Source organism: Pseudoalteromonas arabiensis (assembly GCF_001550155.1).
GTDB lineage: Bacteria > Pseudomonadota > Gammaproteobacteria > Enterobacterales > Alteromonadaceae > Pseudoalteromonas > Pseudoalteromonas arabiensis.
This window is the reverse complement of the sequence record NZ_LRUF01000008.1, coordinates 471534-495602: the sequence shown is the minus strand read 5'-3', so window position 1 is coordinate 495602 and position 24069 is coordinate 471534. Positions and strand designations below refer to the sequence as shown.

Annotated in this window: 22 protein-coding genes; 10 read left to right on the top strand and 12 right to left on the bottom strand. The window is 39.9% G+C overall.

Annotated elements, in window-relative coordinates; translation table 11 throughout:
• Positions 1-65: 65 nt before the first annotated feature.
• Both PAARA_RS04820 and PAARA_RS04815 read right to left on the bottom strand, forming a co-directional pair.
• Positions 66-755: an anti-sigma factor gene (locus PAARA_RS04820; protein WP_062567928.1), complete on the bottom strand. Its 690-nt coding sequence runs from the start codon at positions 753-755 to the stop codon at positions 66-68.
• Positions 752-1282 (bottom strand): sigma-70 family RNA polymerase sigma factor, encoded by a 531-nt coding sequence (locus PAARA_RS04815; protein ID WP_062567927.1) that lies wholly within the window; start codon positions 1280-1282, stop codon positions 752-754. Before PAARA_RS04815 ends, PAARA_RS04820 begins: the two co-directional genes overlap by 4 nt.
• A 342-nt stretch (positions 1283-1624) precedes the next feature.
• Here PAARA_RS04815 and PAARA_RS04810 point away from each other — a divergent pair, with 342 nt between their 5' ends.
• Positions 1625-3247, top strand: a complete 1623-nt coding sequence (locus PAARA_RS04810) for a diacylglycerol kinase family protein (RefSeq protein ID WP_062567926.1) — start codon at positions 1625-1627, stop codon at positions 3245-3247.
• A gap of 2 nt (positions 3248-3249) precedes the next feature.
• Here PAARA_RS04810 and PAARA_RS04805 read toward each other — a convergent pair whose 3' ends face one another.
• Together PAARA_RS04805 and PAARA_RS04800 are read right to left on the bottom strand one after the other, a co-directional pair.
• Complete coding sequence (locus PAARA_RS04805) at positions 3250-3516, bottom strand: VF530 family protein (RefSeq protein ID WP_062567925.1); 267 nt, start codon at positions 3514-3516, stop codon at positions 3250-3252.
• 67 nt (positions 3517-3583) lie between these two features.
• The gene (locus PAARA_RS04800) at positions 3584-3853 is read right to left on the bottom strand and encodes a DUF1496 domain-containing protein (protein WP_062567924.1); all 270 of its coding nucleotides are present in this window, start codon (positions 3851-3853) and stop codon (positions 3584-3586) included.
• Positions 3854-3974: 121 nt separating this feature from the next.
• Between PAARA_RS04800 and PAARA_RS04795 the strand changes: the two genes are divergently transcribed.
• Entirely contained in the window at positions 3975-4205 is a 231-nt protein-coding gene (locus PAARA_RS04795; protein ID WP_062567923.1) for a TIGR02647 family protein, read from the top strand.
• Positions 4206-4271: 66 nt separating this feature from the next.
• Here the strand turns inward: PAARA_RS04795 and maiA are convergent, their stop codons facing one another.
• Both maiA and hmgA read right to left on the bottom strand, forming a co-directional pair.
• On the bottom strand, positions 4272-4901 hold the full coding sequence (maiA, locus tag PAARA_RS04790; RefSeq protein WP_062567922.1) for a maleylacetoacetate isomerase: 630 nt from the start codon (positions 4899-4901) through the stop codon (positions 4272-4274).
• On the bottom strand, positions 4901-6205 hold the full coding sequence (hmgA, locus tag PAARA_RS04785) for a homogentisate 1,2-dioxygenase (protein WP_062567921.1): 1305 nt from the start codon (positions 6203-6205) through the stop codon (positions 4901-4903). The genes maiA and hmgA overlap by 1 nt, the downstream gene beginning before the upstream one ends.
• A 103-nt stretch (positions 6206-6308) precedes the next feature.
• Here hmgA and PAARA_RS04780 point away from each other — a divergent pair, with 103 nt between their 5' ends.
• From PAARA_RS04780 to PAARA_RS04760, 5 genes are all read left to right on the top strand, one after another.
• Positions 6309-6761, top strand: coding sequence for a MarR family winged helix-turn-helix transcriptional regulator (locus tag PAARA_RS04780; RefSeq protein ID WP_062567920.1), 453 nt, complete (start codon positions 6309-6311; stop codon positions 6759-6761).
• Positions 6762-6855: 94 nt separating this feature from the next.
• Positions 6856-7668 carry a hypothetical protein gene (locus tag PAARA_RS04775; protein ID WP_062567919.1) on the top strand — a complete coding sequence of 271 codons (813 nt, stop codon included), beginning with the start codon at positions 6856-6858 and terminating at the stop codon, positions 7666-7668.
• Positions 7668-8708 carry an extracellular solute-binding protein gene (locus tag PAARA_RS04770; protein ID WP_062567918.1) on the top strand — a complete coding sequence of 347 codons (1041 nt, stop codon included), beginning with the start codon at positions 7668-7670 and terminating at the stop codon, positions 8706-8708. The genes PAARA_RS04775 and PAARA_RS04770 overlap by 1 nt, the downstream gene beginning before the upstream one ends.
• Positions 8708-10207, top strand: coding sequence for an ABC transporter permease (locus tag PAARA_RS04765; protein WP_062567917.1), 1500 nt, complete (start codon positions 8708-8710; stop codon positions 10205-10207). The genes PAARA_RS04770 and PAARA_RS04765 overlap by 1 nt, the downstream gene beginning before the upstream one ends.
• Positions 10208-10219: 12 nt before the next feature.
• A complete protein-coding gene (locus tag PAARA_RS04760) occupies positions 10220-11230 on the top strand; it encodes an ABC transporter ATP-binding protein (protein WP_062567916.1) in 1011 nt (336 codons plus the stop codon).
• A 49-nt stretch (positions 11231-11279) separates the two neighbouring features.
• On the opposite strand, the gene PAARA_RS04755 is transcribed toward PAARA_RS04760, so the two are convergent.
• From PAARA_RS04755 to PAARA_RS04745, 3 genes are all read right to left on the bottom strand, one after another.
• A complete protein-coding gene (locus PAARA_RS04755) occupies positions 11280-14369 on the bottom strand; it encodes a TonB-dependent receptor (protein WP_062567915.1) in 3090 nt (1029 codons plus the stop codon).
• A 129-nt stretch (positions 14370-14498) separates the two neighbouring features.
• Entirely contained in the window at positions 14499-17705 is a 3207-nt protein-coding gene (locus tag PAARA_RS04750) for a TonB-dependent receptor (protein WP_062567914.1), read from the bottom strand.
• Positions 17706-17737: 32 nt separating this feature from the next.
• Complete coding sequence (locus PAARA_RS04745; RefSeq protein ID WP_062568170.1) at positions 17738-18601, bottom strand: S1/P1 nuclease; 864 nt, start codon at positions 18599-18601, stop codon at positions 17738-17740.
• Between the two features lie 217 nt (positions 18602-18818).
• Here PAARA_RS04745 and PAARA_RS04740 point away from each other — a divergent pair, with 217 nt between their 5' ends.
• Positions 18819-19721: a type 2 periplasmic-binding domain-containing protein gene (locus PAARA_RS04740; protein ID WP_062567913.1), complete on the top strand. Its 903-nt coding sequence runs from the start codon at positions 18819-18821 to the stop codon at positions 19719-19721.
• A gap of 88 nt (positions 19722-19809) precedes the next feature.
• Positions 19810-20655 carry a hypothetical protein gene (locus tag PAARA_RS04735; RefSeq protein WP_245219892.1) on the top strand — a complete coding sequence of 282 codons (846 nt, stop codon included), beginning with the start codon at positions 19810-19812 and terminating at the stop codon, positions 20653-20655.
• Between the two features lie 23 nt (positions 20656-20678).
• Here the strand turns inward: PAARA_RS04735 and ushA are convergent, their stop codons facing one another.
• Positions 20679-22286 carry a bifunctional UDP-sugar hydrolase/5'-nucleotidase UshA gene (ushA, locus tag PAARA_RS04730; RefSeq protein ID WP_062567911.1) on the bottom strand — a complete coding sequence of 536 codons (1608 nt, stop codon included), beginning with the start codon at positions 22284-22286 and terminating at the stop codon, positions 20679-20681.
• Between the two features lie 75 nt (positions 22287-22361).
• On the bottom strand, positions 22362-22559 hold the full coding sequence (locus PAARA_RS04725) for a hypothetical protein (protein ID WP_062567910.1): 198 nt from the start codon (positions 22557-22559) through the stop codon (positions 22362-22364).
• A 241-nt stretch (positions 22560-22800) separates the two neighbouring features.
• Here PAARA_RS04725 and PAARA_RS04720 point away from each other — a divergent pair, with 241 nt between their 5' ends.
• Complete coding sequence (locus PAARA_RS04720) at positions 22801-23547, top strand: peptidylprolyl isomerase (protein ID WP_062567909.1); 747 nt, start codon at positions 22801-22803, stop codon at positions 23545-23547.
• A 59-nt stretch (positions 23548-23606) separates the two neighbouring features.
• Here the strand turns inward: PAARA_RS04720 and PAARA_RS04715 are convergent, their stop codons facing one another.
• A complete protein-coding gene (locus tag PAARA_RS04715) occupies positions 23607-24020 on the bottom strand; it encodes an MAPEG family protein (RefSeq protein ID WP_062567908.1) in 414 nt (137 codons plus the stop codon).
• Between the last annotated feature and the right edge of the window lie 49 nt (positions 24021-24069).

The following is a 24069-nucleotide window of genomic DNA, read 5'->3' as shown; positions in this document are numbered from 1 at the left end:
GATGCAATAATTTTAAAGTTTTTTAACAAAAATATAAAAAGCCGTGCTTAGCACGGCTTATTAGTCTAAAGAACAACTAGCTCTGTGGTGTAAAGCACCTCAGTTGGTGAGCCATTTGGGGAGCCCCCTAATGGTTCAAGGCTGACTGCAAGCAAGCTTATATCATCTGCATTAAAGCGGGCATCCTTAGGTAGTTCTAATCTTCCTGACTTAGGTAATAGGCCAAGGGAGATAGGCGCTTCTTGCCCTTTTATTATCATCCAAAGCTCATAATCCTTATCGGTGCGAGGAATTAACGCGGCAGATGCTTTTACTGATAAGTTATTTTGTTGAACATCAATAAACCATAAAGGTGTTTGCTCTTGGTTTTTGAATAATGCGATTTGTTGTGCTTGAGATTTTGCAGACTCATGAGGCTGCCAAATGATCAGAGCAAGCACAATACATGCAGCAGTTGCTATTAATGACCATGCTTGGAGTATCGATGAGTTCGATTTTTTTGCTTTGCTGTGAATAGGAATAACATCTGGGTCGACACGACTGACTATTTTTTCCCATACATGATCATCAGGAGGGATAGACTCAATGGAACTTGCTAAGTTGTTAAGATGCTGCTCCCACATCCATGTTGCTTCTCTGGCACGAGTTGATGTCAGCATTAATCTGGCAAATCTATCACGCGCAGGGCCTCTTAAAGTGCCAAGCACATATTCAGCGGCTAACATATCAATAAGTGTTTGGTTTTCATAATTCATAATGTTAAGCACCTTTGTAGCTGTTGTAACCCGCGTCTGATCCAGCTTTTAACCGTACCTAGAGGAGACGAAATGTGGTCAACAAGTTCATGATGAGTCAAACCCTTATAATAAGCCAAGTGAATAACTTGTCTTTGTTGTGGATCAAGTTGTTCAATACAGTCTACTAATTTTGAATCATCCTCATAGGACACCTGTATGGAGGTTAGATCTTCTTGCTCTTGCTCATCAGTTAAACTTTGCTCTTTACGTACCTTTTTATGACGTAACAGGTCTAAGCAGCGATACCTTACGATACTTATCATCCAAGACATTACAGCACCTTTAGATACCTGATAGTCACTGGCGTTGTGCCATATTTTAACAAAAGCATCTTGTAAGACTTCTTCAGCTTGAGCTCGATTACCCAGCATTTTTACGCTGATAGCAAATAACTTCGCACTGGTTGACTGGTACAAATCAGCAAAAGCGCGTTTATCACCCTTTGCTGTTGCACTGAGCAGTGCTAATAGTTGATCATTGTCCATAAAGTTCCTGTTGTTCTTGTTGTATTTAATTAACGGTTAACTCATCTTTTTAGATGCAAAAAACATTACTTTTAGAGAAAAGACTGTAATTAAATGATAAAACCACACCTTTTCTATTAGTTAGCCTAGCATGGATGTCCAACTTGGCAACTTTAGCTCATTTATTTTCATGCACTTATGTAAGTTATTCATAAATTTGTGAAAATATGACCTAAACTATAAGATAGATTTATTTTAAATTATTAAGTCACTGTTTTTATTAGCTCTAATTATGAGTGTTTAAGTAAATTACTGGTTTGAAACTTGCTTTTAATTAATAAATTAGAAAAACAAGGAGTGATTATGTGGGCTGCTATTAGTTATTTGGCGTTAGGAATTGCATTTATAATTGTAGGGTTGAGTGTTGAGGCTATTTATTTTGCGTTATTTTTTTATTGGACTGCTTTATCCTTACTTCTCGTAAGTGGTGCTTATTTCTTTAACTTGGCGCGCATATTTCGTAAGCGTGAAAATGGCGTTATTCCGATTTATATCCGCTGGGCATTTATCCCTTTTTTGATGGGCGCACAACTATACAATGCATGGTCTCGCAAAAATGATAAAGTTCCGCCATTACAGCAAATTGACGAGCAATTATTTTTAGCATGCCGTTTATTTCCCTCTGACATAGACACTATGAAAGAGATGGGCATAACAGCTATTTTAGATGTTACTTGTGAATTTGATGGACTTGAGTGGTCATCAACCCAAGAAAACATCCGTTATTTGAATATTCCTGTTTTAGACCATAGTGTGCCTACTAGGGCACAATTAAACCAAGCAATCAACTGGATTCACCATCAGGTTAAACAAGAACGACGTGTTGTTGTTCATTGCGCTCTTGGCCGTGGACGCTCCGTTTTTGTGATGGCTGCTTATCTGCTAAGTCAAAATAAAGATGCAGATGTGCACGACATTCTATTGAAAATTAAAGAAACCCGCGAAACTGCAAACTTAAATAAGCGCCAATTGCGCCATTTAGTTCGTCGTCATCGAAATGGCGATTTATTAATTAAAAATAAAGCGGTGTTAATTGCAAATCCAGTCTCGGGCACCAAATTATGGGAATCTAAAAATAAGCAAATAACCTCACGTTTATCGCAATATTACGACCTTACTGTGCATACAACCACTAAGGATACAAATGGAACAGAGCTTGCCGAAGAAGCGATAAAGTCAAAGCCAGATGTAATCATTGCATGTGGTGGTGATGGAACTGTGACAGAGGTTGCCACAGTATTAGTTAATACAGATTGTAAACTCGGTATCATCCCGCTTGGTACAGCAAACGCCCTTGCCCACGTGTTAATGGGAATAAAGTCAAAAATTATTCCTGTCGAGCAAGCTTGCGAATTAATTATTGAAGGACAGGCTACGCGCATTGATACAGCGCTTTGTAATGGCGAAAGAATGTTACTTTTAGCCGGTGTAGGGTTCGAGCAACAAATGATTGAAAAAGCGCACCGTGAAGCCAAGAATGAATCCGGTCAACTCGCGTATTTACAAGGCTTTTGGCAGGCGTTAGGTGAGCATGAAGCACAAGACTATACAGTGACAATTGACAGTAATGAGCCGCAAGTGATTAATACCACAAGTTTGATTGTAGCAAATGCAGCACCTTTTACTACTTTGTTGGCTCAGTCAGCAGGTCAGCCTGATCATCAAGATGGTCTATTAGATGTGAATTGGTTAACACCTAGTACGGATTCAAAAGCAAGTACCTTGAGTATTGCTGAATTGGTTTTCTCGAGTATTACGCAAACGAGTTTCGCGATTGACAGTCATCACACAAATGCGAGAGAAGTCACTATAAGTGCAGATGAACCCTTGAGTTATGTGATAGATGGTGAGGTTAAAACGGCCGATAAACTGGTGGTTGAAGTATCACCGAAATCACTTTCGGTGATAACCTCAGAGCAGGCTTAACGCTACTTTTTTATACTTTTCCATTGGAACGGTGCGTCGTCATCGTCAGCGGTATTAGAAAAGGTATCAATGTATAATTGCTCTACCTTTTCGCGTGCCCAAGGCGTTTTGCGTAAAAACTTGAGGCTCGATTTAACACTTGGATCATTTTGAAAACAGCGCACATCAATTTGCGACGCCAAACCATCCCAACCAAGCTTTTCTTGTAGCTTGGTTACGATATCAGCGAGTTTAACACCATGTAGAGGATTGTTAGGTTGATTGTCCATGACTCTTCTTTATAACTTTAAACCAGTACATTCTAACTTAGAACGCCTACCTTTGCTATTTGCAGATTTAGTTAACACGAATAGTTTTTGCTGGACGTGGTCTCACAATGTTGCCATCTTTATCAATTCTTAACCAAGATAACTCGCTGTTGTTAAAGTGTGTATGCTTTGCAGCACAAACGAGCTCGCTTTGACCTATCTGAATAATTGCGCCTTCAGTATAGCGTTTGTTGTCATACCAACACAGCTTTGATTGGTCATATATATCTTGAGAATCAAATACAACAACAGGCTTATCCCTTGCGATTGAGCTTGCTGAAAATATAATACTAAACATTAAAAACGTATGCTTTAATAGACTCAAAATGTACCTCTGTGTATGCAGTTTTATATATCTACACTAAGCTTAATCCTTGTTACTATAAAAATACACATATCTATAATAAAAAGGAGAACACATGCAATTTGATACTAATATGCTTGATGAGTTAACGCTTCTTGCTAAGTTTCCGCGTGATTCACAAATGCAGGGTATTAAAATCCACTCAGATGCAGATACTTCAATAAGGGATGCCGCAAAGCGCCTCTATGATAAAGGCATTACTGATAGCCCTGATGGTGGCTATTTAACGGATTTAGGACTGGATTTGATCAAGCATGTCAGCGTGATCAATTCAGCGCTCAGATAGAAAATATAGAATTTAACAGGCCCGATATTAACGGGCCTTTACTTTGTTCCTTGCAAGCTATTTTAATTAAACTGCATCAGGTTGATTCTGCGGCGCAGCATCAATAAAAGCATCAAGCTTATTACACTGCTCGTAAACAGCTGCAATCTTAGGGTATTTAGTCATATCGACCTTAAAGCGCAGTGCATTAAATACTTGCGGTACAAGGCACACATCAGCAAGCGTTGGTTTGTTCCCAACACAAAAAGTGTCCGCTTCATCAAGTAGCTTTTCGATGCTTTGAAAACCAACTTCTACCCAATGCTTATACCAGGTTGTTTTTGCGTCTTCATCAACACCAAGATCGTTAGCTAAGTACTTTAATACGCGCAAATTATCAATCGGGTGGATATCGCATGCTACGGCATAACATAAATTGCGGATCTGAGCTTTTTGCCATGCATCACCAGTCAAAAGCGGTGTGTCTGGGTGCGTTTCTTCAAGCCACTCTAAAATAGCCAGAGACTGAGCAAGTACACCTTGCTCAGTTTCAAGTGCAGGCAATAAACCTTGTGGGTTCTTAGCAAGGTATTCGTCGCTTTGTTGCTCTGATTTTAATAAGTTAACAGTCACCAGCTCGTGATCAATGTTCTTCAAATTAAGGGCAATGCGCACTCGGTATGCAGCGGATGAACGAAAATAGCTATAAAGTTTCATTATGCGTCCTGTTTACCAGTGAAATGTTTTTTAATAGTACGCCAACAGTCTGTGTAATTAGGCTGGCGCTCTTTACCTTCAAGGGCATATTTTGTTGGTGAAATAACGTAACGTGATTCGAACATAAATGCCAAGGTATTTTCGTAGCGTTGAGGTTGAAGGTCAGCATTTGAGGCTTTTTCAAATACATCAGCTTCTGGACCATGTGGCGACATACAATTATGTAAGCTTGAGCCACCAGGCACAAAACCATGCTCTTTCGCGTCATACACACCTTCGATTAAGCCCATAAATTCACTCATGATATTACGGTGATAATAAGGTGGGCGGAAAGTATTTTCTGCAACCATCCAACGAGGTGGGAAAATAGCAAAGTCGATATTAGCGACTCCCTCAGTCCCTGATGGTGATGTTAACACGGTGAAGATTGATGGATCTGGGTGGTCATAACTTACCGTATTCATAACGTTGAAACGGGCAAGATCATATTTGTATGGCGCACTATTTCCTGTCCATGCCACAACATCCAAAGGAGAATGGCCGATATCACAACGGAACATATTGCCATTAAATTTGGCGACAAGCTCAAAGTCACCTTCGATATCTTCATAGGCCGCAACAGGGTAGTGGAAGTCACGGTCATTAGCATATCCGTTTGCACCAACAGGGCCGCGCTCTGGTAAAATATAGGCCTGGCCATAGTTTTCACAAATATAACCACGGGCTGTGTCTGTTAATAAATCAACAGCAAATTTTATCCCACGAGGAATAACAGCAATTTCACCTGCACGAATGGTCAGTTTACCGCACTCGGTTCTTAGCAATAGCTCACCGTGTTGCGGCACAAACAACATTTCACCATCTGCATTATAAAAGTAACGGTTTTGCATTGATTTATTAGCGACATAAATATGAATACCAATACCGGCTTGGCCATTGGCACTACCGTTAGCTGCCATGGTGACTAAACCATCAATAAAATCAGTTGGCTTTTCTGGTATTTCAATTGGATCCCAACGTAGCATGGTGGGTGGCGTTGCTACTTCTGTGATAGGAGCGGTACGAATCAGGCCATTATCAATTGGTGTGTAATCACCTTGTACAACTGAAGGTCGAATGCGATAAAACCATGTTCGGCGGTTATCAGCACGTGGGGCTGTGAATGCCGTTGTACTGAACTGCTCAGCATATAAATCGTATTTTACTTTTTGTGGGCTGAATTGACCGATTGGTAATGCACCGGGTAATGCTTCGGTTTCAAATTCATTACCAAAGCCTGTCATATATTGTAATTCGTTATTCATCACTAGACTCCTGAAAGGTTTTAGGTAAGATACTCTCATGTGAGAGTAAATTCAAACCACGCTGAATTTCATTATGTAAACATTCTTTGACAGTAGTGAAGCCATGACAACAGATAAACAGCCAACACTCGATTTACAAAAATTCTTACCTTACTCACTGACTAATATAGCTGTGCAAATGAGTGAGCAGTTTAGTGAACTTTATCAACAATTTGATTTAACGGTGCCGCAATGGCGCGTTATTGCTAATCTTGCTCAGTATGGTCAGTGTAGTGCAAAAGCTTTGTGTGATATGGCACAAATGGATAAATCAACCGTATCCCGTGCAGTAAAATCACTATTAGCAAGAGAGCTTTTAACGGCAAAGCCCGACCCGATAGATAAACGTGCAAACCTGCTGATGCTGTCTAAAAAAGGGGTCTGTTTACATGAACAAATAGTACCGGAAGCAATTGCATGGCAAGCACATTTGGTGAGTGGTTTAGATAGTCATGAATTAACACATTTTTTTAACATTCTTACTAAGCTTTCCAATCACTTAAATAAAAATGTGTAAATCTGTAATCAGTGCTTTATAGCAATTGATTTAGGCAATCTATACGTATATGATAATGGCTATCATTTACAATTAGAAACTTGGATGTCTCCCTATGAAATTAGCGTTAAACACCGTGAAAACGCTAGGCCTAAGCCTAGTATTCGCTTCTACTTTTATTGCCCAACCTGTATTGGCAAATGGCCCAATTGGTGAGCACGTTAATCATCTAAAAGAAAATTTGAAGGATTATTCTGAAGACGTTGAGTGGATGATCGGCAAAGTAGACACTATGGTAACCGATTATGAGGCCAAAGGTGCGAAAGCTGTAAAAAGCGATGACTTAATCGAATACTGGGAGTCTGTAAAGTTTCACAGCGCTATTGAAACAAACTACGTGCCGGTTTATGCATCAATCTGGCAAGGCATTTACGGTATTAAAATGGCCATTGATGATAAAAAACCAGCAAGCGAAGCTCGTGAGCATCAAAAGGCCTTGAACGCTGCCTTGTGGCAGGGTTTAGGAGCTGTTAAACTGGCTGCTGACTTCCAACAAAAAGGCTTATTAAAAGCTGTTAAAGCAACGGCTTCTGAAACAATGACGCAAAGTGCAACAATTGACGAGATTAAACACAAGTTAGACCGTGTTGTTGCAAAATATGCAGAGCGTTTAAGCGAAGAAGCAACTCAAATTGTACACGACACTTACCTTCACTTATTCGAAGGTGTTGAAGGTACACTGATTGAAAAAGATGCGAAGTTAGTCGAAGTTCTCGAAAAAGATTTTAATGTAACCCTGCCAAAGGCTATTTCTGATAAAGGGAGTGTTGACCAAGTACGTGCAGTGGTTGTCGATATGCAAGAAAAACTAGATCGCGCTAAGGTGTTACTAGAAGAAGCCGAAAAAGCACGTAAGGATGTATTTTAGTGAAGCGTAGGACCTTTATTCAAGGCCTGGCTGCGTTTGGGGTAGTAGGCTCAATGCCGCTACCTCTATCACGAGCCTTTGCAGCGACTGCTGCAAGCCCAATTTCAGTGAAAGACTTACCAGCCCTTGAGGGGGATTTAACATTATATTTAGGTCGCGGTGAAGGCGGTTTGTACGAAAATGTGCTGCAATCAATCCAAAAGAAAAACCCAAAACTAAATTTATCGATTCGACGTGGACCCACTGCAGCTTTAGCCAATATGATCGTGGCAGAAGCAAAAGCAGGTGTAAAACGTGCCGATTTATTTTGGGCCGTTGATTCTGGTGCAATTGGCTTAGTTACAGACGCAGGTCTGGCTAAACCTTTACCAAGTGATTTAGAAACTCAGTTACAACCGCAATTCCGCTACCCTGGTTGGGCTCCAGTGACAGGTCGCATCCGTACATTACCTTATAACACTCAGCGCCTTAGTAAAGATCAGATCCCAGATAGTATTATGGCAATTGCTGACAGCGATTTATCAATAGGCTGGGCACCAGCTTATGCGTCATTTCAATCGTTTGTAACAGCAATGCGTATACTTGAGGGGGATGATAAAACAGCTAAATGGCTTAAAAAAGTTCAAAAACGCTCTAAAACCTATGCGGGTGAACTCGGTGTAGTCATGGCGGTTGAACGTGGCGAAGTGGATATTGGTTTTGCTAACCATTATTACACATTACGCCTTAAGTCAGGTAAACCAGATGCTAACCTTGACCTCGCGTTTACTAATCAAGATGCAGGTTGTTTGGTTAATGCGTCAGGTGTGTTATCGCTGACCGATAATCCTAATGCAATGAATTTTATGCGTTATTTATTAAGTGAAGAAGTACAAAGTTACTTAGCCCGTGAAGCCTATGAAATCCCGTTGATCCAAGGTATTGACCAGCCAGCTGGGCTACCTGCGTTAACGGATATTTCACCGCCGAAAATCGATTTAACTCAATTGGCAGATTTAAGGCCAACACTCGACCTTATGCGCAGTAGCGGTGTTTTATAATGCGCATACCTGCTTCTTATCCCATGGCGCTGCTTGCAGCGCTTTTGGCGTTAGTGCCAGTTTATATTCTGATCACCTTAGCCAGTGATGCCACGGCTGTTTTTGATAGTCATAATTTAAAAATTCTTGGGAACACCTTATCGCTTATGGTGTTAACTGTATTAGGTTCTATTTTTATAGGCGTGCCTCTGGCGTTCATTAGTGCCTATGTGCAACTTCCTTTTAAAAAGCTTTGGTTAGTGCTATTTGCAGCCCCACTTGCTATTCCAAGCTATATTGGAGCATTTACACTTTATGCGGCATTTGGACCAGGTGGGGAGATAAACCAACTATTAGGGTTTGAAACCCCTGCTATGTACGGGTTACCCGGTGCTGCTATTGTAATGACCTTGTATACTTTTCCGTTTGTTATGCTAACAACACGTTCTTCTTTACTCAGCCTCGATGCCAGTATGGTAAATGCTGCGCGTACTTTAGGTATGTCGATGACCATGAGTGTGTTTAAAGTAATATTACCTCGTGTAGTTAACGGGATTGCCGCTGGATCATTACTGGTTGCGCTTTATACATTATCCGATTTTGGTACGCCGGCGATGATGCGCTTAGATACCTTCACCCGTGTTATTTATGTTGAATACAACGCATTTGGTTTAAGTCGTGCTGCGATGTTATCGCTGCAGTTAATGGTGATAGTTGGCTTTTTACTTTTCATCGAATCACAAATTAAAACCACGTCAGAGCGTCATGGTCGAGCTCTGATGTTATTTCCGACAAATGCTCAAAAACTGGCAATGCTAGTAACATTTTTGCCTGTTTTGTTATTGGCAATTTGTTTACCGTTAGCAATTTTTACTCTTTGGCTTGCCCGTGATGGGATTGCTGATTTTGATTTCAGCATTGCTTGGAACTCAGCTTATGCCTCGGGTATTGCTGCTTTTGTCGCTGTGGTTGTCGCTGTGCCAGTTGCTCATGCTGCATTAAGCGGTAAAGTAGGGCGTTTTATGGAACGAGTTACCTATTTTGGTTTTGGTATTCCAGGCATCGTAATGGGAACTGCGCTAGTTTATGGTGGTTTACAATTACCGCTTTTATATCAAACATTGGCATTATTAGTCATCGCTTATGTACTTCGGTTTTTACCCCTTGCTGTTGGTTCTGTGCGTACTAGTACTGAACACTTAGATTCAAGCTTAATCAAATCAGCGCGCGTACTAGGTGCAAGTCCACGTGAAGCATTTATGCGTATTACCTTGCCTCTAACACTGCGCGGTATTATTGCCGGTGCGGCTTTGGTATTTTTAGAATCAATGCGTGAGCTTGAAGCGACACTTTTATTAGGCCCGACAGGGTTTGAAACCCTCTCAACATATTTATGGCGTGTTTATGAAGCCGGTTACTTTGGCCGTGCTGCAATACCAGGCTTATTGTTGGTAGTGATATCAGCCTGTGGCTTAGCTATAATGCTCTCTGGTGAAAAGCGCAGTCAATTAGAACATTAAGGATCAGTATAAATGCTATCAGTTAGTAAGCTGTCTATCGATTATGGTAGCAATCGTGTGGTGAGTGATCTTAATTTATCACTTGGAGAGAGTGAGATCCTGATGCTAGTTGGTCCAACTGGCTGTGGTAAAAGTACCATTTTGCAAGCTCTGGCAGGGCTTATTCCCATCAGCGAAGGCGAAATTAATTTAGGCACATGGCGTGCTACTCCAAAGCTAAAAGTGCCGCCTGAGAAACGTAAAGTAGGTATGGTTTTTCAAGACTTTGCGTTATTTCCACATTTAACGGTGCAACAGAACATTTGCTTTAGGTTGACCGATACATCCAAAGCAGATCATTGGATAAAGCTTCTGGGTCTTGAGGCGTTTCGTAATAAGAAGCCTGCAACATTATCAGGTGGTCAAAAACAACGTGTCGCGCTTGCGCGAACACTTGCTCACGAACCAGATTTTGTATTACTTGATGAGCCCTTATCTAATCTTGATGCAGCGCTTAAAGATACTTTACGGTGGGATATTCGTAACGCATTAAAAGATGCAGGTGTCCCTGCGATTTGGGTCACTCATGACCAAGAAGAAGCCCTATCCATTGGTGACCGTGTGGGTGTACTTAAGGAGGGGGTGATTCAGCAACTTGATACCCCTGAGCGCTGTTTTAGCTTACCAACAAACCGCTTTGTGGCTCGCTTTTTAGGTGAAGCGAGTTTCATAGCAGGTCAATGTGAAGGTGATATAGCGACAACAGACTTAGGTAATGCCCCTGCAATTAAAGTTGACCACAATTCCGCTGAGGTTGATGTACTATTGCGACCTGATGATGTTCATTTAATTCAAAATGCACAATCGTCAAATGGTGTCGTGACATGGGTGCGCTACGAAGGTGGTAGCCGTTTATGTGCTGTAGAACTTGCCTGCAAAACGATAGTTACAAGCCGCGTAAGCCATGAAGTGGTTGTGCGGCCGAATGACCACGTACATGTATCAATTAACACAACCCATCCGTTGGCCGTATACCCACGCTAACTAATAAAAAGCCCGCCTAATAGGCGGGCTTATAGTTTGCTTTTAATTATTAGAAGCTATAACGAACCCCGATACGCATCTCCCATAAAGAAGGTTCAGTTTGTACACTCGTACCAGCAGGGTTGTTGAAAGAGCTATAAACATACTGACCATCAACGATGTCAGCTGTTACTGCACTTTGCAACGAACTACCTGATTTTAAAACACCCCAATCATCGTTTAATAGATTACCGATGTTTTTAATTACGAAATAAGCAGAGCCTTTTTGGTCAGGCGTGAAGCCCATAAACTCTTGCTCAACTTTTAGATCGAACGTAACCCACCAGTCGCCATCAATATTATTGCGTTTTTGGATCTCACCTCGTTTTAAGCCTTCACTTTCAATCCAGTTATTAAAGGCAGCTTGATCGAAGTCAGGGCCATAAATAACTGATGCATCATCAACTTCTGGTACATATAAAAGTTGGCGGCTCGCATCGTTAAAGCCTAAACCACCAGAATCCCTATCAAAGGTATAAGAGTATGGGTTAGTTTGCTGTGCTTGACCAAATAGGTTGAATTTAGTTTCGTAGCCGTCAAAAATTTCATGGCTATAACCTAAAGATAGTGTAAAGCGATGTGGTATTTCATAATTAGAGGTTGTAACGCCTGGGTTCTCTGAATCAGATACCGCAATAAAGTGGTAATTCGAGAATGCTACAGAGCTGGTCATTGGGCTCACATCTTTTGCCACGGTATAAGCATAAGAAAGTGCTAAATCTATACCGTTATCAAATGCTTTATTCATTGATAAAGAAAGTACATGTGAATAAGCATCGCTGCCTTCAACATTTGTTAGCATAAAGTCAGATACACGCGGATGCAAAACATCGTTGTAAACAGGGCGTCCATCTGGCGCTGTGTCTGTTTGTACGTTAGCAATGTTGCGAATAATTGCCGAGTCTTGTTTATCTGTATAGAGATAATCAACATTGAACACATAATCATTGCTGGTGATGTAAGTACCACCTAAAGAGAATTTCCATTCTGAAGGAATTTCAAAGTCAGGGTCTGTAACATTTGCGCTTGCATCTGCACCACCTTGTCCAACCTCGTCATAGAGTGATTGAGGAATGTCATAACCTGGCATACCGCCACCATTAAATGCAATGGCATCATCACCAAGAATTTGTAAACCTCTTTGGTCAATCTGAATATTTCGTACACCGTCATTAGAGTAGCTGTTCGAAACCCAAACATTTGGATTACCACCAGAATATAGACCAAAACCACCACGTAACTCTAATTGATCGTTATAAATCCAGTTGATGCCTAAACGCGGTTGAAGAAGGTCAATACCATCGAGGTTTTGGCTATTTGAAAAGCCATATCTGTCTTCAAAGTTTTGGTTATGGGTTGGTTTATCGCTGCTTGTATACCAATCATAACGTAGACCCGCTGTAATCGTGATATCGTAGTCAATTAGCTCAAACTTATCTTGAAAGTAAACGGTGTTTAAGGCGTAAGCAAATTCACCCGCTGCATCGTCTGGATTTTGTGATGATGCGTTGCCATAGTAAACACGCGCAATACCATTTTCAAAATCGTCAATTGAACTAAAGCGATATTCGCCTTCTGTATGCTGAACAAATAAGTTGTATACATCCAGTTCTTCACGCTCATAACCAAATGATAATTCATGATCTTCTAAATAGTATGTGCCACCTAATTTAAGTGATAGGTTGTCATAATTTAGGATATTTGATTGGCGAGAATCGTCAGGGCCGATATAAACATCAATATCACCGGTGTCGATACGGAATTCACCAAAACCAGATGCAGCATCTAAAGATTGCTGGCGGTTATCGAGTTTTGAATAACCCACTCTTACTTCAGTTGAAAAGTTGTCTGTCCAATCAGAGTAAAGAGAGGCAACATAAGATTCTAATTTAGCGCCACGCTCATAGAAGTGGTTTGAAAGGGCTATTTCGTCAGAATCTGCATCAGATTGGGCAAGAGAGAAGCCATCATTATAGTTATATACAAGGCTTGCACGGTGAGCATCGTTAATATTCCAATCAAGCTTAACTAAAACCTTTTCGTCTTCGACAGGTAGGCTCGGAATCATGCTACCTGGGTCGTAGTTATAGTTATCTTTTGAGATTTGTGTAATACGATCGATAGTTGCTTGATCAATACGGTTGTCAGCAAATGGAATATAATCAAAGATTTGCGCGCCTTCTAGTTTCTCATAAGAAGTAAAAAAGAATAGCTTATCTTCAATTAAAGGTAGCCCTACGTTAAAACCATAGCGTTTCTCAGTGTAGTTTCCTGTATCAAGCTTTTTACCTTCGATAGAGTCGCCTGACATTGAGTCATTGGTATAGTCGTAAAATAAACCACCATGAATTTCATTGGTACCTGATTTTGTTACCGCATTAATATTACATGATGTAAAACCACCGTATTGCACGTCGAATGGCGCAAGTTCAACGGCTACTTGGTCTATAGAATCGAATGAAAATGGCATACGTTCGGTAGGGTAGCCACTCGAATTTAAACCAAAGTTATCATTCATGCGCACACCATCAACAGTCAAGCTGTTGAAACGAGGATTACCGCCGCCACAATTAATTGAGTTTGCATTTGTTTCATCAATAAAGATGCGAGGGTCGGCGCGAATAATGTCTTTTAAATCACGGTTTATGGCAGGACGAGACTCTAGATCTTCAAGCGAGAAGTGACTTGCAGGACCTGTGCTGCCAGTTTGTGCGCTTATCGGTGCGCCAGATACCACAATTTGTTCCATTTGCTGTGTTTGTAAGCTAACAGTTACAGGATAATCTTGACCTAAAGTCAAATAAATACCATCAAGTTGTTGATCTTCATATTGATCAGAATCGACGATAATTTTGTAAGGGCCACCGACGCGAAGGCCTTGGCTAGAAAAATTACCTTCATTTGTTACCGTCGTTTTTTTAACTGAGCCTGAAGGGATATGGATTATTGTTATTTGTGTACCAGCAGCAGGATTGCCATTCGGGCCTGTAACTTGTCCTTTGATAGAAGAAGAGGTTTCATTGGCCATTGCAGCATGGCTGAACGTTAAACAAGTCGCAACAGCGATTGCCAGTGTACTTTTATTAAATGTTGATTTCATGAGGTTTCCCGTTATTAAATTATGATACTTACTGTGTGTAAGTACCTTTCCTTTTTTAAAATCAATGTGTGTCATTTTTATTACAGATATAAAAAAGCCCGTAATTAAACGGGCTTTAAACAGTATAGATTAGAACTTGTAACTAATACCAATTTTAGCTTGCCATGCAGAAGCACTTTGGTCGATTAGTGTGTAATTTCTTACATCGGCACCATTGTATGCTTCATCAATTATATAACGGCCTTGGTCATCTAAACCACCAAAGTCATAAACTGATTGGTCTTGATAGCTAAGGCGCTTTTCAATACCCCAGTCGCTATTAAGCAAGTTAGCAAAGTTATCAATCATGAAATACACTTCACCGCTATGACCTTTAGCGAAACCTGGGATTTCTTGCTTAACGCTGATATCCATGGTTGTAACCCAAGGCATAGTACCCGTATTACGGTCTAATATTTCACCGCGCTCAGAAATGCCCGCTCTATCAAGTAGTGCTTCAAGCTCACCCCAAGTAAGTTGCGATTCATCCCAGTTTACATTTGGATCATCTGCACCAGTTGGAATATAAGCTAAGTATGCAGAGCTTGAGTAGAAGTCACGCGAATCACCTAGCGCACCATCTTGGTACGAAGCCATTGTGTGGCTGTAAGGGCGACCTGAACGACGCTCAAAGTAAAGGTCAAACTTAGTGTTATAGCCTTTAAAGAATTCAGTGTGGTAGCTGATATTTACTTTGAAGCTATGTTCTACTTCATAGGCACCACGCTGTGCTAAGTCTTGGTTACGGTTTTTAGTAACATTGTGCTGGTAGTTACTTTGTGCTTGTGAAGATGAGCCTGAAGCAGCTTCCGTGATATCTTGGTGTGCATAGCTTGCTGAGATGTATAAACCGTTATCCCATTCTTTTGCAAGTGCTGTTGAGAAGATAACTGAACGGCCATCATCAGATGAATTTGTTAGCATGATATCGAAGTTATCAGCAAGGTCACCTGAGTAGATGCTTTCTTGGATTAAACGCTCGCCATCAGCCGCAACGCCCACAGGTACGATAGCCGTATTGTGCCAAATTGCTTCGTTTTCTTTCTTGTGGTAAGCGATTTCAGCTTGCCATTTGAAACCATTACCAAGTAATTCAGAGTCAAAGTCATACTCGAAACCAATTTGGCTACGGATGCTTGAAGGTAATTTAAAATCAGGGTCAATGTAGTTTGTGCTACCCGCACCTTTTACCAGTGAATCTTGAATTGCACCTGGTACAGATGTGATATCTGCAGGGTTATTTGCGTAGTAATCATTAATAACTGATTGCGGTGCATCAACAAGTGTAATACCGTCTTTTTGGTACGAGTTGTTATACCAAACGTTAGGAATACCACCTTGGAAACGACCTACACCACCGCTGATTGTTAGGTTTTCTGTTGCGTAATATTTAAACCCAACACGTGGTAGGATGATATCGACGCCATCAAGGTTCTCTTGGTTTGAAAAACCATAAGTCTCTAGGAAGTTTTCATTTAGAGTTGGTTTGTCGTCAGATGCTAAGCGCTCATAACGAAGACCTGCATTTACTTCTAAATCGTCACCAATATAAAAAGTATCTTCTAGGTAGATTGCTAATTGGCTACGCGTTGCATCGTATGCTGTGTCTGCAGCGTTGTTTGTGTATGCATTGCCATAAGAGAAGTCATAAGTACCATTAAAGTTACCTACTTCACGGTTTGCAAAACCAGCAACACTGTCAAACTCCCATGAACCTAATGAATTTGCAGCAAACAGGTTATACAGATTGAGTGATTCATACTGAATACCAAAGTTAAGCTCATGATCATCCAGAAGGTAAGTACCATCAAACGTTAATGTTAGGTTTTCAGTTGAAGACTCATTCGCGTGACGATATTGATCTGTACCAAACTCATATGCTGGACCACGGTAGTATTCTTCAACTTTTACACTACCAATATTCGAGTTTGTTAAGCTGTTTGAACTGACATCTTTATACGCAATACCAATCTCTGATGAGAAAACATCGCTCCAATCTGAGTAAAGTTTTGTCGAGAAATTGTTGAACTTAGTTGCGTAAGTATAACGGCTTGAAGCTAGAGATACCGTTTTGCCTCCAGTACCGAAGTTTTTTTCGTCCTGATCATCTTGCCACTGATATGTGAAATCTAGACGATGTGCATCGCTGATGTTCCAGCTTAGTTTAACAAGTAGTGATTCATTCGTATCTTCAGGATCGCCACCTAAAGAGTCTTGGAAACCATATACATTGTCTAATACAGATAAGAAATTGCTAAACTGCTCTTCAGTTACATTGTATTCGTTCGTTGCACCAGAGCCCTCAAAACCATAATCTAAATCAAGCTCGCTCTTCCAGCTGTTGTAGTTAACAAAATAGAAAAGCGTGTCTTTGATTAATGGACCGCCCACGTTAAAACCAAAACGTTCTTCCGTTTGTGTAGGTTCAACTTTGTTAATTTCAAATGTTTTATGACCATCTTCGTCTAAAACAGGGCGACCATCGACAGAAACTTCTGAGATATTATCTACATCTCCTGCCATATCAGGTGTTGACGTTTCGTAGAAACCTGAGAACTTAAATTCATTTGTACCAGATTTTGTTACGGCATTAATTGTACCACCACCAAAGTTACCTTTTGATGCTGAGAAAGGTGATACATCAACAGAAATTTGCTCAATTGCATCAAGTGCAACAGGTGGTTGAGCTGTAGGGTAGCCACCAAAGTTTAAACCGAAGTCATCGTTTTGGCCGATACCATCAACGGTTAGACTATTTGTACGCGGGTTATTACCGGCAAATGTTAGCTCTCCGCCACCATTGATACTTGCAAGTGGGTTTAATCGCGCTACATCTTTAATGTCTTTGTTAAAGCTTGGCATATTGTTGATTGTGTCTTCACCGAAAACACTGCTTGAACCGCCAGATTGCTGAACAATTTTATAGCCAGAAACTTCAATTTTTTCCATTGCTAATGAGTTTAATTGTTCTTGTAAACGGTAAGTATCACCAAGTTCTAAGTAGATATTCTCTACCATGCTGTCACTGTGTGTATCTGAGTCGATAAGTACAGTGTATGGGCCACCAACACGTAGACCATTAGCGATGAAAGTACCGCTTTCATTTGTAGTTAACTCACTGACTGTGCCAGTTGGTTGGTGAATAACCTTTATTTTAACATTTGCAGCTGCTTCACCAGAAGGCGTTGTAATTTTACCTCTCATTGAAGATGAGGTATCTGCAGCCATAGCACTTGTTGAAACACCAAGAGCTAATATAACTGCTCCGGTTAATTTCGAAAGGCGTAACTTATTCATTATGTTATTTCCCGTGTTAGAGGTTTGTTGGTTTATAGTTCACTGCTAGCAGGCATCTTAAGTGCCTTTACTAACGGTTTTGCTGATTTATCAAATAGTGAGTTTAATAAACCGGCTAATCTAATCCCGCCTTGTTGTAGGCGAGTTTTTACAATTGGTAAATTTTTATAGATATAACTGTAACTTACATTTGTTTCATTTTCTTTATAGAGTGAATTAGCAATGTTGTTTGACTCAATCAACCAATCACTCGGAGAGCTCGCAAGGTAATCTGAGATTAATGCTTGGTTAGATGTGTCAACGAACTTGGCAAACTCTGTGTAAGATAAGTTTTCGTTTTCTATTAATTTAGTATCCCAAAGGCTGTGTAGGTTTGTATCTTGCCCGAAGAATGTGACAGAAATGCGATTGCCACCACGGTCTTCGCTGCGACCAGCATGGAAAGGTTGGTGGCTATCACCAACAAGGTGTACTAAAAAGCGTAATGCAAATTGTTTTTCAGCTAATGATGCTTTTTCGTTTTTTAATACTGAAATTGAATATTCGATACCTTCAAGGATATCTGCAACTGTTTCTTTATTATGGTGAGCATGAGCGTCATAGGCAGGTTTTGCATCATCTTCAGCAAAGTTTATATAGTGCCAGCGTGATGACTTTTTTTGCCAGAATTTTTCTGGTGCAGAGCGCATTTCATCAGCCCATGTGGCTATTTGAGGGAGTGATTCACCATCAAGTAATGGAACTAAGGCGTCTCGAGTGGTGTCGGTAATATGCATTGCTGCTAATTCACCAACAATTCGATGGCCATTTTGACCCCAAGCATGTGCAGGGGCTGCGGATAAAACTGAAATTACTGGTGTAGTTAACAGCAACATCTTCATTGTTTTTAGTAACATTGGTTGAGCGTCCAAAGTGAATGTTTGCTTAATCAAATTTTCTGGCGCCAATTCTCCTGAATTTTGAGATAAATAGAAAGGACTCAATAAGATTCATAATTTCTTGTTCATAAAGCAATAAAATCAGCTGGTTAGAATGTTTAAGTAAAATTACTTGTTGTAATAAGTAAGAATAATTGTTCAAATAGAGACTAGCGCGAGCAAGTGGTTAGTAAAATTGAGTTTAAGAACTATATTAATAAAAAAATCATCGATTGTTACATTTTTGTTTCTGTCTATTATTTTGTTTTTCTGCATTGGTTTTATGCAGGGAAAACCAGTGGCACCTGACTTAAAATCGTTTATTGAAACTTCGTATACCTGCAATACAAAGTCAGACAGCAATTTAAACGAACTTGTCGTTTATGTATCCGCAAAGACACTCGCTGAGGATGTGGCAATATCCTTGTGTGATGATTTAACCATTCGTAAACAATACGGTAGGGTTACGTCTTACTGGGGTTATAAAACATCAGATTCCATCGAGTTTTTAGGCAAAGGGATCGCTGATTTAATTCTTGCAAAAGAGAATTTAATTGACGCCTTCATGGCGCAATCTACTTATAATTATCAAGCCGTTGTAGGATTCCCTGATTACACTGCATACCTCATTTCGAGTAAAGAAAAGCCCCGAATTGAAAAGTCGTACTTTTTAGATAAGCGTATTGGCTTATTGGATTACCCCACAAGCCGTTCGGGTCACATATTACCGAAACAACTTTTTAAAACATTAGACATAAATTTAGAAAATTTAAATATCACTTATGCCAGCTCTCATACTGAGCTAAGAGAATTACTGGCCAGTGGTCAAGTTGACTTAATTTCATCCTATTGGCAAGACAGTGACCAAGCTAGTTTTTCGGTTAATTACATCACGCCAATAAGAGATAATGTTAGTGGTAGCCGTTGGTATTTAAAAATGCAAGATGAGAACACCGACCTTTTGTGTGCTGTTCAAGCTCGCCTCACGGACTTAGCGCGCAATCAAAGCTCCCATTACTTTAATCATGTAGAATCATTTTGGGATTGTAAAAGCGATTCAAATAAGCACTCAGTCGAGGTCGTCGATGCTTCTAAGTAAAGATAAACTTTTTTATGTAATCGTGTTTTTGTTAACAACAGTATTGTTAGTTGCAAGTTTCTATATTGCAAAATTTTACAAAACGCAGATGAATAATGAATTGTCTGTTGCAAAGGTACAAAGCAGAATCGCACTCGATTTGAACTACTTAAACTTACCTGATGATTTTTTAAAGCACTCAGGCAGTAAAGAAATGGTTTCCAATTACATTACTCAGTTGAATGCACGTATTAACCAATCTGGCATTGTGGTTTATTCTATCGAAGGTATTACAAATTCAAAAGTGCAAGGGGAACGTATATCAACTCAATTACAAACCCCGAAAAGAAGTTTGTCGGTTACTTTTATTTTAAACAAAAATCTATTAGTAAAGTCTGATATTGTCGTTTTAATTATTGTGCTTCTAATCGCGTCGCTATTTACCTATTTAGTTAGTCAGAGCAGACGGTCATTTTATAGTGCAGTAGAAGCGACAGCAGATGATGAACAAATACTTGCTGAGACACCTAAGCTCGTTGTCGACTTAAACACGAAAACATTTTCATCAACTGCACTTGAAACAAAGTCAGTTGCGCTAGCAAATAAGCCATTATGTTTTTATTTAGCCTTGGTTGAGTTTTGTATCCAATATCCTGATGTTGTGCTTAATCAAAATAAAGATGTACCAGATGAGTTGTTAAATCTTGCTAATAAATATTTTTATCGTTTAGTTGAGCTTGGTCATACAATTAGAAAACGTCCGAACTTTACTAATAGCCTTGAGAAAACGTTAAGTGAAATTAGGGCTGCACTGGATGACGTTTGGCAAGATGACCCTGAGCTTAAGGAAATATATTACCCTCCCAAAGCTCATGGTGAAGGTTCTCGCTCCCGATTACATCACTATGGTTTAAAAGCAATTTCCTGTGATGATATCGAAGTAATAGGGAAGTAGCTATACGACTTCCCATCGTTTGTTTATTTAGGTGCGTAATCAGCCGCTGTTAAAGGGTTATTTTCTTCGAAGAAGCGCTTCAATGCTTGGGCATCCGTGTCATCTGTACTTACGAATCCAGACTTATTTGTCAATGTCGGGTACCCGTCGCCCCCTGATGCGTTGTAGCTATTGATACTCATACGATAAGTTTTGTCCATATCGAGTGCCTTACCATTAATTTTCACATCGTTGAGCTGCCCATCTTGCCTACTAAAACTAAGTTTATGGTACTGTAAATAAGCGCCTGAGTCCGGTGGGAATGAGGTCACAACTGACAGATAATCGAACAGTTCTTTTCCTGTTATATCAATGTAAGTAATGCGGTTTTTGAAAGGGTGAACTTTCAAAATATCTTTATAACTAACATCACCTGCTTGAATGCTATCCCGAATACCACCGCCACTGATCAAGCCAAAATCAGCTCCAACAGATTGCATTTGCGCGGCGATAATTACACGAGCAAGATTAACCTGCTCGTAGCGTGCTTTGCTGCGGTCGCCTTCAAGTTTAGCATCGACTGAGCCAATCTTGCCCGCAATCTGAGCTGCGCCTTTTTTCTGATAAACCGCAAGTACATCTTGGACTGTCTTATCAGGTTCAATATAGTCACCGGCAAGCTGCTTTTTGCCCTGTTTATTTGTGGTATATAAGTTCACAGGGATTAATTCATAACTTAGTAAAGTTAATTGCTCATTTTCTAATTTAAATTCGGCTTTACCGACATACTTACCCCACTCATGAGCCTGCATAATCCAAGTACCATTTTGTTGATCTGGTTTACACTCTTTACCAGGCGCAAAGTCCTTATCGAGAACATTTGCACTTGACATACAAACGGGTTCTTGCGAATGCCCACCAACAATAATATCAAGCGTCCCTTCAGGAAGGTTACGTGCCATCGTTACATCACCAGGCGCGTTGATACCGAAATTAGCATCTACATAATGGCCCATGTGAGTGACGGCGATAGTAATATCAGGTTGATATTGAGCTTTTAACTTAGGTGCTAGGTTTGCAGCAACTTGGGTTGGATCTTTAAAATCAAGACCGCCAATATATTGCGGGTTGCCTATTTTAGCCGTGTCAGTTGTCGTTAAACCTATTACAGCAATTTTAAGCCCATTCTTGTCAAACACTTTATAGCCTTGATAACGTGCTTCGCCAGTTTCTTTATCGATAATATTGGCCGATAAAAATGGGAAGTTTGACCACTTTTGTTGCTGATCAAGGACGGCGAGTGGATTATCGAACTCATGATTACCAATTGCCATTGCATCGTAGCCTATGAGTGACATACCTTTGAAATCAGGTTCTGCATGTTGCAGATCAGACTCCGGAATGCCTGTATTGATATCACCACCCGAAAGTAATAAAACAGCATGTCCTTGAGCTTTTGCATCTGCTCTTAATTGATCTATCAGTGTTTTACGGGCTGCCATACCATACTCACCGTGTTCGTTATGCCAAAAACGACCATGATTATCATTAGTATGTAAAAGAGTAAAATACTGAGGATTGGTATCTTTTTCTTGAAAAGTGCTGCAAGCGGTTAATGAAAACAGCAGCGACGATAAAATAATAAAACGCATAATTGTTTGCCATATTAAAGCAGTAGGTTAATTATGCGCTTAGTTTAAACGACTTAGGTTTAAATTAAATGACTTTTAATAATTTTTATTGCCATTTTCAAAATTTAACTCACCTGTGGCAGCTAATTGACGTCGTTGAAGCTCTTGCTCAGCATAGTGTGATTTTTGATGATTATTACCTACCATCCAGTTTAAAAAACTGGCCGGTAATTGACTGTAAGGCTCACCTTGGTGTAGGCCAAAATCGCAAATAGCGCTTTCTTTATTCGCCATGGTTTATTCCTATGTGTTCATTGTTTTCGTGTAAATACTAACAAACTCAGCTAATTTGATAAGACGATTTGGCTTTAATTTATTTAATTTCTATAACTTTAATGAATATACAATGTAAACAAGTGTAATTAACATGTAATTAACTTGATGTGTTTTGTGTAACAATTCTTTCCTCTATTTAATAACCGATAGTTTTTATTTAACCTCTTCATCTCAAAATAAAAACTATCAGGAAGAGACAATGAAAAAAAATTTGTTCGCGTCTGCGTTACTCGTAATTGGTTTTCAAGCCAATGCAACCATTGTAGAAATGCAAACGAATCAAGGTACAGTTACTGTAAACCTCTATGATCAACACGCACCTATAACGGTTGCGAACTTTTTAGAATATGTGTCAGATGGCTCGTATGATGGAAGTATTATTCACCGTTCAGTAGATAAATTTGTAGTACAAGGCGGTGGCTTTTCATTCGAAACAGATTTTACAGCAATTGATAAGAAAGCTGCGATTTCGAATGAGCCAGTCCTATCTAACGTAAAAGGAACCATTGCTATGGCTAAACAAAGTGGTAACGCAAACAGTGCCACCAGCCAATGGTTCTTCAACCTAAAAGATAATAGCGCTAATTTAGATGTGCAAAATGGTGGTTTCACAGTGTTTGGCGAGATTACACAAGAAAGCTTTGATGTACTGACTAAAATCACTGATCTTGTGCACTGCGGAGAAATTCCCGTTGTCGGTTTAAGCAAAGATCAATGCCCAGAAACAACCGCAGGCTTTAATGGTGAAAATTTAGTGACTATTAACAGTGTTGTTGTCATTGATGAAAACCCTGATTCATCAGCAGGTTTGTCACCAGTTGAAAATACATTAATAGACAGTGATGATAACAAGGGCGGCGATTCTGGTTCAAGCAGTGGCTCAATGGCTTGGCTGATGTCGATTTTGGCAGCCAGCGTTTTATACCGTAGAAAATTTATACAGTAGAAGCTTCATACCTTGGAAGGTTTATACTTTAGAAGGTAATGTAAGGCGCAATTTGCGCCTTAAAAAATTCTTATTAGAATTATTAACCACATGATAAGCATGACAAAGCTACTGACAACAAAGCTATAATAACGTAGCTTTAGTGTGTTTGTTGTTAGGTGAATTACACTGTGCAGTAATCTTAGCCCGACATAAAGCCATGCAAGAATTACAAATACAAACCCAGCTGCGTGAACTTGTAAAGCAGTTAAACAGGCAATGAAAAACAGAATCGGCATTTCAAACTGGTTTATAAAGTTTCGATCTGCGACTCTAACCTCTGAACCTGCCTTATCTAATTCCATTGTTAAAAAGTCTTGCATTTTTATGACTTTATTTCTTGCCGCAGTGAAACGGCGCCGTCCCATAATCACCATGATAGAGAATGTGAGTAATACCTGAGTGAACATTGCTGCAATTAGCCACTTTTCCATAGTTCATCCTTTGTTATAGTTATTTTGTTGAAATTCGAGCCGTAAGTAC